The organism is Streptococcus mitis (assembly GCF_000722705.1).
Classification (GTDB): domain Bacteria; phylum Bacillota; class Bacilli; order Lactobacillales; family Streptococcaceae; genus Streptococcus; species Streptococcus mitis_P.
Genome location: NZ_JPFW01000007.1, coordinates 79,155 through 91,968, shown reverse-complemented (window position 1 = coordinate 91,968; position 12,814 = coordinate 79,155). Strand labels below are relative to the sequence as shown.

10 protein-coding genes are annotated in these 12,814 nt (G+C 41.3%); all 10 read right to left on the bottom strand.

The window, feature by feature from the left end; all coding sequences use genetic code 11:
- Positions 1-74 precede the first annotated feature (74 nt).
- The 10 genes from SK642_RS03165 to SK642_RS03115 all read right to left on the bottom strand — a co-directional run bounded on the left by SK642_RS03165 (position 75) and on the right by SK642_RS03115 (position 12,736).
- Complete coding sequence (locus tag SK642_RS03165) at positions 75-860, bottom strand: ABC transporter permease (RefSeq protein WP_033683340.1); 786 nt, start codon at positions 858-860, stop codon at positions 75-77.
- A gap of 1 nt (position 861) precedes the next feature.
- The gene (locus SK642_RS03160; RefSeq protein ID WP_033683339.1) at positions 862-1,680 is read right to left on the bottom strand and encodes an ABC transporter permease; all 819 of its coding nucleotides are present in this window, start codon (positions 1,678-1,680) and stop codon (positions 862-864) included.
- A gap of 1 nt (position 1,681) precedes the next feature.
- On the bottom strand, positions 1,682-2,674 hold the full coding sequence (locus tag SK642_RS03155) for an ABC transporter ATP-binding protein (protein WP_033683338.1): 993 nt from the start codon (positions 2,672-2,674) through the stop codon (positions 1,682-1,684).
- A gap of 283 nt (positions 2,675-2,957) precedes the next feature.
- Complete coding sequence (locus tag SK642_RS03150) at positions 2,958-3,839, bottom strand: class II fructose-bisphosphate aldolase (protein ID WP_001018999.1); 882 nt, start codon at positions 3,837-3,839, stop codon at positions 2,958-2,960.
- 140 nt (positions 3,840-3,979) lie between these two features.
- A complete protein-coding gene (gene vncS / locus SK642_RS03145; RefSeq protein ID WP_033683337.1) occupies positions 3,980-5,308 on the bottom strand; it encodes a sensor histidine kinase VncS in 1,329 nt (442 codons plus the stop codon).
- Positions 5,305-5,961, bottom strand: a complete 657-nt coding sequence (vncR, locus tag SK642_RS03140) for a response regulator transcription factor VncR (RefSeq protein WP_033683336.1) — start codon at positions 5,959-5,961, stop codon at positions 5,305-5,307. Before vncR ends, vncS begins: the two co-directional genes overlap by 4 nt.
- Positions 5,962-6,231: 270 nt before the next feature.
- Entirely contained in the window at positions 6,232-8,817 is a 2,586-nt protein-coding gene (locus SK642_RS03135) for a LysM peptidoglycan-binding domain-containing protein (RefSeq protein ID WP_033683335.1), read from the bottom strand.
- Between the two features lie 349 nt (positions 8,818-9,166).
- The gene (vex3, locus tag SK642_RS03130) at positions 9,167-10,546 is read right to left on the bottom strand and encodes an ABC transporter permease subunit Vex3 (protein ID WP_033683334.1); all 1,380 of its coding nucleotides are present in this window, start codon (positions 10,544-10,546) and stop codon (positions 9,167-9,169) included.
- Between the two features lie 252 nt (positions 10,547-10,798).
- A complete protein-coding gene (gene vex2 / locus SK642_RS03120) occupies positions 10,799-11,446 on the bottom strand; it encodes an ABC transporter ATP-binding subunit Vex2 (RefSeq protein ID WP_033683333.1) in 648 nt (215 codons plus the stop codon).
- 12 nt (positions 11,447-11,458) lie between these two features.
- Positions 11,459-12,736 carry an ABC transporter permease gene (locus SK642_RS03115; RefSeq protein WP_033683332.1) on the bottom strand — a complete coding sequence of 426 codons (1,278 nt, stop codon included), beginning with the start codon at positions 12,734-12,736 and terminating at the stop codon, positions 11,459-11,461.
- Between the last annotated feature and the right edge of the window lie 78 nt (positions 12,737-12,814).

Genomic DNA, 12,814 nt, shown 5'->3' with positions numbered 1-12,814 from the left:
AGAATAGATGTCAAGGAATTTTCATCTCTACTTGAAAAAGCCTGTCCTGAGACAAGGCTTTGAGTTTCTTCCTATTAGGATCCTGCACTTTCGTAGGAATCCAAGCCCCTGTCCCAGAGTTTAAGGGAAATGACAAAGAAAACAAGGGAAATCAACATCAAACCTCCGATGTTAAAGATCGCATCCTTATCCTGCAAGAAATAGCTAGCAGGATAGTAGGCCGTAAAAGCAAAAGGTACAATAAAACTGATCAACCAACGAAGAGCTGAATTGTAAATAGAAATCGGGTATTTGGCAAAATCATTAAACATATAGAAAATATAAATCATAGCGCCTGACTGCTTGGTCCAAAAAGCGATGCTGGCTGTCGCGATTTTCAAAGAAGTATAAATCAAGGTCGCAAAAGGAATGCAGACTAGGAAAAGTAAAAATTTTGGAAAGCTCCAGGCAATGCTGGTCACTGTTGTTCCCAATAAAATACCACCGACTAAGAGTTCACCCAAGGCATCAATCTGAAAGGTCTCGACTAGGATGTGGAAGAGGGGATTGATAGGACGAGTCAGATACTTGTCAAACTCTCCCTTTCTCACCAAGCGTTGTCCCAATGCCCAGAGATTATCAAAAAAGAGATGGTCCAAGCCCTTGGGAATCAATGAAAAACCATAGATAAAGGCGATTTCTTGAAAAGTCCAACCTTCTAGGGATGGGATGTGTTGAAAGATGACATTGAGAAACAAGAGGTTCAAGCCTTGGGTTAGAAAAACTCCCAGCACACCAACCACAAAATCCACCTTGTATTCCATGATTTGTTTGATGTATTGTCTGATAAAAATCAGATGCATGCGTTGATATTTTTTCATACTAACCTCCCTGAATTGTGATAAAGGACTGAACTCGTTTCCAAATCAACTGAGACAAGCCCACCATCACTAAGAGCCAGAAAAACTGCAAAGCGAGTGCCTGAAGAATCTGATTGGCATCGTATTTCCCAACAATAATCATGACTGGCGTGTAGATCAAAGATGAGAAAGGCAGGAAGGACAGAATATCTGCAACAACCTTTGGAAAGAAAGCCAAGGGAATCAAACTTCCAGACATAAAGGCCACTAAGGAAGTTTTGAGTAGATTGGACCCCCAAAGATTTTTAAATACAAAGGCTGAAAATCCGAAGCAGATATTAAAGAAAAAGTTAATCAGATAGGCCAGCGTTAAGCTAAAAAGATAAAGGACAGTTAATCCCAGCACTTCTACAACACCTTGCCCAGATAAGATTTTCATCAACACAATGACACTTAAAAATGGCAGTCCTACACTGATAAAAATCAACCACTTGGAACCAAGCTCGGTAAAGAGATAAGAGGCCGCAAAATGCACTGGTCGCAACAAACGCATGATAATGGAACCATCCTTGACCTCCTCCCCAATCATAAAGGAGCCATCCGATCTGGTCAACAGATTGGTCACAAAACTCATAATGATGTAGAGGGTGATATCTGCCATACTAAAGCCCTGAATCAAAGACTCCTTGGAGGAATCAAAGACAGCCTTCCAGAGATAAAAGGCCACAAAAGCACCCATGACATCGCCGATTCGATAAAGAATGAAGTTGACTCGATAGGTGATCAATTCCTGAACACCTGCATTGATAAAGGATTTATAACGTCTCCACAATTTGACCATCTTAGAGCTCCTTTCGATAGAAGCGACGGATAATATCCTCAATATCCGTATCCACCATCTTCAAATCGCGGATTTCAAAATCAGACAGGGTTTGCTTGATAATATCAGCTGACTGGTAGCGAGAACTATCAAATTCAATGTTGAGGCTATTCCCTTGTCTATCAATGCTCATATCCGAAAAGCCTTCATAGTGAGAGACAAGATGACTTTGACCTGGTAGCAGTTCAAAGGAGAGAGTCTTCATCTTGCCAAAAGTCTCCTTGAGCTGGCTAACCGTCCCATCAAAAATCTCCTGCCCCTTGTCAATCATAAAAATTCGATCACAAAGTTGCTCAATATCACTCAAGTCGTGAGTGGTCAAGAGAATGGTAGTCTCTTCCTCCTGATTGATCTGGGTAATAGCCCGACGAATGTTATCCTTGACCGAAACGTCCAAACCAATGGTCGGCTCATCTAAAAAAAGAACCTTGGGATTGTGAAGCAAGGAAGCTGCAATATCCGCCCGCATGCGCTGTCCCAGTGAAAGAGTTCGCACGGGGTCCTTGATAAAGTCCTTCAAATCCAAGACTTCATTCAAAAAATCCATGCGCTTATGAAAGAGCGAGTCTGGTACATCATAAATCTCCTTTAAAACCGTGTAGGTCTCTTGCAGTGCCAAATCCCACCATAGCTGGGTACGTTGTCCAAAAACAACCCCAATATCCTTGACATAATCTTGGCGATTATCCTGCGGAATCTTGCCATTAATCCGACAAAAACCAGATGTCGGTTTTAAAATCCCTGTCAGCATTTTGATGGTGGTTGACTTCCCAGCACCATTAGCCCCGATAAAGCCTAAAATTTGTCCTTTTGGGACCTCAAAGGTCAAATCCTTGACCGCTTCAAAGGTCTGCTTTTCAGGATGAATAAAGGAGCGCAAAGCCCCCTTCAAGCCTGGTTCCTTAACAGTCTTCACAAAATTTTTCTGAAGATGTTCCACTTCTATCATTGCCATATCTATCTCCCTATGGTAAGGAATAGCAATATTGTATTGTTGACTACAAATATTCTAAATCCTTACTTTCTAAACCCTCTACATTTTATTATTACAGAAGGCTTTATACCAACCTATTATAGTCCAATAAAAAATGGAATGCAAGCGTTTGCCTGTGGATCGTGAAATTATAGATTTCTCTCCCAAAATAATAGTTTTAATCCAAAATTCTGGTTTGATAGTCTCCTTAAAACACCAAAAAACCCACCCAATGGGCAGGTTTCATCTGTACTGTTCAGCTAGATTAAGCTTTACCTTCTGAACCGAATACGTCGATACGTTCTTCAACTGATGCTTGGATAGCTTTTACACCGTCAGCCAAGAATTTACGTGGGTCGAAGAGTTTTTTCTTGTCGTATTCTGCTTCGTTTGCTTCGTAGTCACGAGCAAATTTACGAGTAGCGTTAGCGAATGCGATTTGGCATTCAGTGTTAACGTTAACTTTGGCAACACCAAGTTTGATAGCTGCTTGGATTTGCTCATCAGGAATACCTGATCCACCGTGCAATACGATTGGGAATCCTGGAAGAGCTTCTGTCAATTTTTGCAAGTGGTCAAGGTCAAGACCTTCCCAGTTTGCTGGGTAAGGACCATGGATGTTACCGATACCAGCTGCCAAGAAGTCGATACCAGTTGCAACCATTGCTTTAGCGTCTTCGATTGGAGCCAATTCACCTTTACCGATGATTCCATCTTCTTCACCACCGATAGTACCAACTTCAGCTTCTACTGAGATACCTTTAGCGTGTGCTTTTTCAACAACTTCTTTAGCCAATTTAAGGTTTTCTTCAACTGGAAGGTGTGAACCATCAAACATGATTGAAGTGTAACCAACTTCGATACACTCAAGTGCATCTTCGTAGTGACCGTGGTCAAGGTGGATAGCTACTGGTACAGTGATACCCATTGATTCAACAAGGTTAGCGATCAAGTTGCGAGCAACTTTGTAACCACCCATGTATTTAGCAGCACCCATTGAAGTTTGGATCAAGACTGGAGCTTTTTTAGCTTCTGCTGCGCGCAAGATAGCTTGAGTCCACTCAAGGTTGTTTGTGTTAAATCCACCAACTGCATAACCGTTGTCACGAGCTGCTTGGACAAATTTTTCTGCTGAAACGATTGCCATTTTATCAGGCCTCCTGTATATTTTTATGGGTCATCCCATTTACATTGTTCATTTTATCACTTTTTGACAAAAAAATCTAGTTTTTCCCGCAGTTTCGATTGAATTTCTTCTATCTCCATCTATGTAAACCCTTTCTCTGCCTAGTCTTGGGCGACTTTTGGAAAAGTTATGAAGAAGGTTAGACGATTCTCCTCCATCTCGAAATGATAGGGTAATTTTTCATGTTCTAATAAACTTTTGACAACAAAGAGCCCCATCCCCGAACCCTTGGTCTTGCGACTAGCATTGTCAGAAAAAGACTGGGCCAGTTTTTCTTGTTCTTCAGGACTACAGCTATTTTCGATAAAGAACTCCCCTTCTCTTTCGCCAATGCGAACCAAGCCACCTGGAACAGAGTGCTTGATGGCATTGCTAATGAGGTTAGACAGGATTAACTTCATAACTGATGGATTTAGATAAACCTGCTGATGGTTCAAACTATTGTCAATCTGAAGTTTTCTCTCCTTGGCTAGCAAGGCATAATCCTTGACTAGACTTTGCGTCATCTGGAAGAGGTCAATTGTTTCCCTATCATCTCGCAATTCCTGCACAGACGAGAGAGAAAGTATCTGGAGAACGTGGTGATTGAGTTCATCCACAATCCCCAAGGCAACTCCCAGATAGTGGTCTCTATCCTTATAGCGGCCGATATTTTCTTTCATGTTTTCGATCAGGATTTTCAAACTAGCCAGCGGTGTTTTCAATTCATGGGAAGCACCACGTAGGAACTCAACCTTCATCTTCTCAAGCTGGAGAATGGCTTCATTCTTGTCATGCAAGTCCGCAATAACAGTCAAAAGGTGCTGGTAGAGGCTATTGATTTGTTCCTTGAGATCACCAATCTCATCCTTAGAATCCACGCACAATCGCACTTGGACATCCAGTTCCATCATCTGACGGGTCACGCGCTTGATTTCCAAAATCGGAGCAACAATGGTCCGAGCATAGATGTAGGCCACCAAGAGGGAAATCAGAAAGGAGGCCAGCAATGTATAGGGAAGAAACTGGAGACTGATTTGCTCTGCTTCCTTTTGCAGGTCCATGGATGCTAGAAACTGGAGAGTCATGGTGCTACCGTCTTGTGTTTTCACCTCACGCTCCTCGATAAAGAGGGAGGTGGTCTGGCGGTCCGTGTCTAGAGGAAGACTCTCTTTAACTTCTAACTTGTCCTCGGTCATCTCTCCCTTGACTGCTCCCTTGATCTCACTGGTCTGGGAGTACAAGTCTAATACTTGCTCAATATTCTGCCTATCTTTCCCTTCTAGGGACTGGGCAATAGCTGTCGCTTTCTGACCAATTGTTTCCTGACGATGGCTCAGATAAGTTGAAGGAAAGAGAAAATAAATGGCTAAATGAAGGCAAATAACCAGAACACTAAAAATCGAGAAGGTATAGATAAATATCTTTGTAAACAAACCTGTTCGTTTCATTTTCGCTCCAATTTATAACCAACATTGCGCACAGTGAGGATGCAGTCCAAGTCCAGCTTTTTCCGCAATTCCTTGATATAGACATCAATGACACGGTCAAAGGGAACCTCATCTGTCGCCTTCCAGACCGCATCGATAATCTGAGAACGAGTCAAGGCCCGTCCTTCATTTTTTACCAAATAATCCAAAATTTCCAACTCTTTGGCATTAATGGCCACTTCTTGACCTGCGAGGCTTGCACTGTAGCTCTCAAAGTCCACCTTAGCATCCTTATAGGAGAAGATTCGTCCCATATCATAATAGCGCTTGAAAATCGCATCTACTCTTACTTTTAAGAGGGACAGAGAAAAAGGTTTTTCCAGATAGCCATCTGCGAGCGAAGCAAAGGCACTCATCTTGTATTCCTCATCCTGAAAGGCAGTCAACATCAAGACAGGAACCTGACTGGTTTTACGAATCTCAGCTAGAACTTCTAGGCCATTGAGCTTAGACATCTGAATATCCAGTAAAACCAAGGCTACTTCATAGCTGGAAAATTGCTCCAAGGCTTCCTGACCGTCCGCCGCCTCAATAGTTTCATAGCCACAATCCGTCAAATAGTCACTGATCCCCTCACGGATCATATCTTCATCTTCTACAATTAAAATTTTCATACTTTGACTGCTCTCTATTTTTTATTTTTCTTATACTCAATGAAAATCAAAAAGCAAACTAGGAAGCTAGCCGCAAGCTGTACTTGAGTACGGTAAGGCGACGCTGACGTGGTTTGAATTTGATTTTCGAAGAGTATTAGAATAAATACCTACTCTATTTTCTATTATAGCCTCTTACTGACCTTTTGTCTCTAAGAAACCCACCACTAGATAAAACAAAGAGAGCCTATCGCTCTCTCTGCTAACATTTCACTCTCTATGGACTGAAAATTATTTAGTTGATTTTGAAAATGTTACAACGTAATTATAATCTTTCCCATTAGCTTGATATACATAGTCCTCTTTGAAAGTATAGCCACGTTTGCTCAACTCTTCTTTCTTAGCTTCAACTTGGTTCTTAACTGCTACTTTTACCTCTTCATTTGATAAACCTTCCGCAATTTCAAGAGAAGTTCCATTGATATCTCCTAGGAAACCTGCAATATCCTTCATTTGATCAAAGTTATAAAAAACATTTACTTTAACCTTTTGAAGAGCTGGTTGTTCTAGATTTCTACGATTTCTGCTAGCACGTGGTTGAACTGCTGGAGCCATTCTGAAACCTGAAGTTCCTGTAACCTCCCTAGTGAATGTAACGACATAGTTATAATTTTTCACAGTAGTATCTTGTTCAAAAATAATGTCATTTTTCACATGATACCCTCTAGCAGCTAAGTCTTTTATCTTGGCTTGAATTTTTTCTTTTACTAGCTCTTTTGCCTGTGCTTCACTCGTTCCTGCAGGAATTGTGACAGTGTTATTTTCTCCCGGGTCAGATAGGAAACCATGAATATCTGGCATTTCAGCGAAGTTATAGCTAATATTGACAGTTCCATCTGGTTCTGATGTTGAACGTGCCACTCTTCTTGCTCTTGCTTGAACTGATGGGGCATTTCTAAAACTTGAAGTTCCCGTTGTAGTTTCTGTTGAAGCTGGTTGTGTTGAACTTCCTTCTGGAGATACTGTTGAAGTTGATCTTTCTTCAGTAACAGGCTGTGTTGGACTTGTTGCTGTAGCTTCACCAGATCCATGACCTATTATCGTACTTCCATTGTCAATGGTAGTACCTTCATTACGTCCATTTGTTAAATTATCTTTGTTATAGTTTGGTGCTGGTAATTCTTCACCTGGAACATCAATTTCATCAATTTTACTTTGATACTCAGCTGTAGCATCTACAGCAGCATCGTGATCTTTAGCATTATTTATCGCTTCTAATCCTGCTTCTTTTAATTCTTTTAATTTAGCTTCTAACTTAACTTTTTCTGCTTCATCTTTAACTTTTTCAATTTCACTAAGTTTTGAAGCTGCAATTTTTTCAATAATATCTTTTCCATCTTTTTTTGCTTCCTCAAGTTTTTCATCTTTAGGTGCAACTTCTTCAGATGGAGTATCTGCTTTTGGTGCTGGAGATTCTGAACTTGAATTTGAAGAAACAGGTTGATTTGTAGTTCCTGCATTTGAAGGGGAATTGTCTGTTACTGGAGTTGAAGCTCCTGAATCACCCTCATTTGTTACATCTGGTGATGGATTTGAAACTTCGGATTTGTCTGCTTCTCCAGCTGGCTGTTCAGTGGAATTGGGCTCGCCTGAAGCGACCGGTATTTCTTCACTTGGAGTTACCGGTGCTGGAGTCGCTGGCTCGTCCGCTTTCGGCGTTGCTGCTGGTTCTTCAGAACTTGGGGTTGAAACTACAGGTTGTTCTGTAGTCCCTGTGTTTGAAGGGGCGTTGTCTGTTACTGGACTTGATTCTGCTGCATTCCCTGATTCATTTGTAGCCTCCGCAGATGGAGTATGGGAAGGTTCTGACGGTGTTTCAGATTTACCTGATTCTCCAGCTGGCTGTTCAGTGGAATCGGGCTCGCCTGAAGCGACCGGTGTTTCTTCACTTGGAGTTACCGGTGCTGGAGTCGCTGGCTTGTCCGCTTTTGGTGCTGGCGCCGCTGGCTCTTCTGCTTTTGGCGTTGTAGCCGCTGCTGGTTCTTCTGCTTTCGGCGTTGTTCCTGCTACTGGTTCTTCTGCTTTTGGTGTTGTTCCTGCTGCTGGCTCTTCTGCTTTCGGCGTTGTTCCTGCTGGTTCCTCTGCTTTCGGTGCTGATACTGATGGCACTGGAACTTCAGAACTTGGATTTGAAGCTACAGGTTGATTTGTAGTCCCTGTATTTGAAGGGGCATTGTCTGTTACTGGACTTGATTCACCTGAATCAGCACTAGTTGTAGCGCCCAGTGATGGAGTATTTGAAACTTCTTCCCTTGTTTCTGCTTTTGGCGCAACTGTGACTGGTGTTTCTGATTTCGCTGCTGACACCGCTGGGGTTTCCACAACTACTGGTGTCGTTTGTTTAACAGTAGTCGTCTGCTCTCCAGTTACAGTATCAGTCTTGGTTTCAACTTCATAACTTTGACAGCTACCAGAATTAACAATCGACACTTGCTGTCTTTTGACTTCTGTATTTCCATCTTTTAGAAAAGCCTCTTCGCTAAAATACAATTTACTATTAGCAAAAATCAAATCTCTATTTGCAATATGATTTATCTCAACCAAACTATCAACAGATAACCCCGTTGCTCCACTAATAGCACTCAGCGTATCTCCCCACTTAATAGTGTAGTGTGATAAATTGTCTATATTTTGAATATCAGCTTTTACTTCTGCAACTGTTCTAGCTACCCAAACACCATCTTGTTCGTTAGCGGAAACAGTTGGAGCTAAAAAGCCCAGCCCCAATAAAATCACACCTGTTGCAACAATTGCACCAGTTCTTAATTTTCTAAAGCCACGTAGGGATAATGTCCCTCTAACAGTTGTTTGTCTCATTGTTTTCCTCACTATTTTATATTTTTAAAAGGTAAACTCAGCCACAGCAGGCTCGTTTACCTTTTCAGTCTGGATAGGTATCTACAAGTTTTCTATTTATTTAAAAAACAAATCATGGATAAATTTTTATGCACAATTCCATATATAAATTGTGAAATTCCTTTCTAATAAATTCCATAGCTTTAGTATATCATGTTTAAACACTAAAGTACAAAGAAAGCAACTGAAAGCAATCATTTTCACCACTGCTTTCGGCTCTATTTTAAATTGTTAAATAGCCATTCTCTATCCACCATTCTTGAATAGAAAAACAAGAGGCAGTCTCTATTTTAGACTAATTTTTTCAAACTTATTCACCATCTAGTAAGAGCTCTTTTGGTTGTTTTCTAAGGAGATTGCTTGAAGCAAGCGCCATAACGAGAACCACTAGAATCAAAGCAAGGACAAAGACGATGATAAAGTCTGATGTCTGAATGGAAATGTCTAGGCTCGACAAGGTCTTGCTAAAGCCATCTACTTCTGCACCACCACCAAGGTTAGAGGCTTGAGCAGCCTTGCTGGCTTGCTTGGCAACACCTGAAGTCACATTGGCAAGAACAGTATTTCCGATTGCACGAGCTGTATAGCTGGCTAGGAAGTAAGCAGAAACTAGAGCAGGGATGGCAATCAAGATAGATTCAGTGATGAATTGCCCCAAGATACTTGCCTGCTTAAGACCGATAGAGAGGAGAATCCCCACTTCCTTGCGACGGGCATTGATCCAAAGACTAAGCAAGAGCGCAAGGAGAAGAACTGAGAAGCTCAAACTACCCCAAAAGAGGAGGTTGGCCATCTTGTACATACCAGAGATGGATTGCTCAAGAGCTGGGTAGTTAGAGGAGCTCTTAACGAGTGTGTAGCTCTTCCAGTTGATGCCGCTGATACCATTCAACTCTTTCATGACATCATCCAAGTTCTTGTCCGCTGTTACAAAGAAGGTTGCGTCCCCATAAATAGCTGTGTCTTCTGTGTATCCATAAAGTTTTGCAGCAGTTTGAATGTCTGTGATAGCTGTATTTTCATAGAGTTCTTGCGAGTAGGTTACTGCTGACTTATTGTGACCATCAAAGAGTCCCTTAATTGTCACTTCAACTGTTTCCTTGGCTCCTTTTTCATTGTCTGCATCATAGACATTAGAGTCCAATTTGACCTTATCCCCAACTTTCCAGCCGTGTTTGGCTGCCAAGTCCTTGTGCAGGAGGATCTTGTCCTTGTCGTCGTTTGTTAAGTGCTCTCCTTCAACCAGTTTATAAGAACCAGAGACAAACTTGTCTTCTTTAGAAGAGTCATTGACACCTGTAATCATTAAGCTACTTCCAAAATGTTTGGCACGGTCAGGTGTCAGATTTTTCTTGGTATCTGGCGTTTCGATGAGTTCATAGCCAGTCAAATCTCCGATAGCGTTGATGCGTTTCACATAAGACTCAATGGCCTTGTTTTCGGTGATTTTTTTGATATCTTCACCCTTGATATTCCCAGCACCACGTGGCGTACCTTGATTGACGCGACGATTGATTTGCATGGAGAAGCTGTTGGTGATATTTTTAAAGGTCTCCTGAGAAGCCTTGGCAGTAGCTCCCTTGATCGACAAGCCAACCAAACTCAAGCTCGCCATGAGGAGAATAATCAGGAAGATGACAATCGATTTGAAAAACTTCCTTGTAACATAGGCAAATGCGTTGTGTAACATAGATTCCCTTTCTAGATTTTATTCTATTTTATAGTTCTAATACTCAATGAAAATCAAAAAGTAAACTAGGAAGCTAGCCGTAGGTTGTTCAAAGCACTGCTTTGAGGTTGTAGATAAGACTGACGAAGTCAGCTCAAAACACTGTTTTGAGGTTGTGGATAGAACTGACGAAGTCAGTAACCATACCTACGGTAAGGCGACGATGACGTGGTTTGAAGAGATTTTCGAAGAGTATAACTGAAAAAGCTCATATTATTTCGTAGTATTGCGAGTTTCAGTCAGTTTCTTATCTTTCAACTCAAGTGTAACATCTGACGCTTGTGCCACTTCTTTGCTGTGGGTAACGACGATGACACATTTACCTGTTTTCTGGGCAAGTGATTTGAGCAGTTCGATAATATCTCCAGCAGTTTTAGGGTCTAGATTTCCTGTTGGCTCATCCGCTAGAATAACTGGAGCTTCCGATACCAAACTGCGAGCAATAGCCACACGTTGTTGTTGACCACCTGATAACTGGAGAACATTCCGCTTGATCTGACTTTCATCCAAACCAAGCTCAAGAAGAGTCTCCTTGCTGGCCTTTTTGTTGACCAAGCGGATATTTTCCAGTGGAGAAAGATAATCTATCAAGTTATAATTTTGAAAGACCAGGGAAATATGATGCATACGATGATAAGAATAGCCCTTCTTACGAATGTCCTCTCCTTGGAAAAGGATAGAACCTTCAACAGGACTATCTAGACCAGCAAGGAGGGACAAGAGTGTGGATTTTCCTGCTCCTGACTCACCAATAATACTGTAAAATTTCCCGGGTTCAAAATGATAATTGATCTGATATAGGATTGCTTCAGCAGTGTTCTTATAACGATAGGTAACATCTTGTAATTGTAATAAAGTCATGATTTCTCCTTCTTAACTAATAGATGATAAAATTTCTTTCGGTGATTTTCTAAATAAGAATAGGAAACAAAGGGCTACAGATAAGCAACTAAGCAGAACTAGAAAGACATAGGATTCTGCAAAAGATAGGATGTTGGTTGATAAACTGCTTGCTTTAGCTAGCGTGTCTTGTAGGGCCACCTGGTCTCCACTTGCTAGTAGAGTTTGGAGTAGGTAAGATGTGATTGCGTTTCCTGCAACAAATGCTGGAAGCAAAGCTCCGATAGATACCAAAACTACCTCTAAACAGAATTGTAGGAAAATCGAGCTCTTGCCTTTTCCAAGTGCAAGTAAAATTCCCACTTCGTAGACCCTTTCTCTCAACCAGAGAGACAAAACAAGAATTAAGGCCCCTGCTCCTGCTATCAACATCCCATAAAGGAAAATGGTCAGAAAGGTTTGGAAGGTTGCAACTGAATCTTTGATTTGTTCAAAAGCCTTGTTTTCCTTCTCGACTTGGTAGCCTTGACTTTCCAAAGCCAAGTTTTCCACCTGCTTCATGAGTCCGTCCATTTCCTTAGGATTTTCTACATAGAATCGTGCTGCACTGACTTGAGGTTCACTATTCTCCAAAAGGGTCTGGCTACTGTCATAGTCTGTAAAGACCTGGTTTTCACTGAAGTCAGAAGACAAGCCTGTAAATTTCTCTTGTTTTTTACCAGAGAAGATGCCGACAATTTCAAACTCAACTGTCTGTCCTTTGCCAGATTCGGACTGTCCAGCATCCAAGCCAATCTTGTCATGAAGCGAAAGACCATTCTTCTTAGCCAACTCTTCGTGAATCAGGATTTTCTTTGAATCCCCTTTTTGAAGGTGTCGACCTTCTTTTAAATTGAAAGCTGAACTGGTAAAGGTAACATCCTTGGATGAATGCTCAAGAGCCATTAAGCTAACCAAATTCTTATCCGCAGCTGACAAATCATCACGCTCCACGCTCTGCTCGCCACTCACCGCTTCCTTGTCTTTTAATTTTGCGATTATCTCGAGTTCAGGAGAGACATTTTCCAGTCCCTTAATCTTGCTTACAGATACTAGGTCCGACAGCTTGAAGGTCTGTCCATTTTCTATCTTCTTAATAGAAAAAGATGTGTTGAGTGATTTGTAAAGATTTGTTTCAACTGTTTTGTTGGACTTCATCAGAGTCAGACAGGCTGAAATTTCGGCCAATAGGATCAATAAAATCAGAAATAGAATAAAACTTCTCAGTCGTTTTCTGCTGACATAAGCCCAAGCTCTTTGGATTGGATTCATTTGTCACCTCCATATTTGTAAGACTATTATAAAATTCAAATATGAAATGTTTATGAAATACGAAAAAAGAACTAGAAT

Excerpts from the sequence above, each read along its gene's own strand:
- SK642_RS03165 (WP_033683340.1), bottom strand. The coding sequence starts at position 860 with ATGAAAAAATATCAACGCATGCATCTGATTTTTATCAGACAATACATC.
- vncR (WP_033683336.1), bottom strand. The coding sequence starts at position 5,961 with ATGAAAATTTTAATTGTAGAAGATGAAGATATGATCCGTGAGGGGATC.
- SK642_RS03115 (WP_033683332.1), bottom strand. The coding sequence starts at position 12,736 with ATGAATCCAATCCAAAGAGCTTGGGCTTATGTCAGCAGAAAACGACTG.
- SK642_RS03150 (WP_001018999.1), bottom strand. The coding sequence starts at position 3,839 with ATGGCAATCGTTTCAGCAGAAAAATTTGTCCAAGCAGCTCGTGACAAC.
- SK642_RS03160 (WP_033683339.1), bottom strand. The coding sequence starts at position 1,680 with ATGGTCAAATTGTGGAGACGTTATAAATCCTTTATCAATGCAGGTGTT.
- vex3 (WP_033683334.1), bottom strand. The coding sequence starts at position 10,546 with ATGTTACACAACGCATTTGCCTATGTTACAAGGAAGTTTTTCAAATCG.
- vex2 (WP_033683333.1), bottom strand. The coding sequence starts at position 11,446 with ATGACTTTATTACAATTACAAGATGTTACCTATCGTTATAAGAACACT.
- SK642_RS03135 (WP_033683335.1), bottom strand. The coding sequence starts at position 8,817 with ATGAGACAAACAACTGTTAGAGGGACATTATCCCTACGTGGCTTTAGA.
- SK642_RS03155 (WP_033683338.1), bottom strand. The coding sequence starts at position 2,674 with ATGGCAATGATAGAAGTGGAACATCTTCAGAAAAATTTTGTGAAGACT.
- vncS (WP_033683337.1), bottom strand. The coding sequence starts at position 5,308 with ATGAAACGAACAGGTTTGTTTACAAAGATATTTATCTATACCTTCTCG.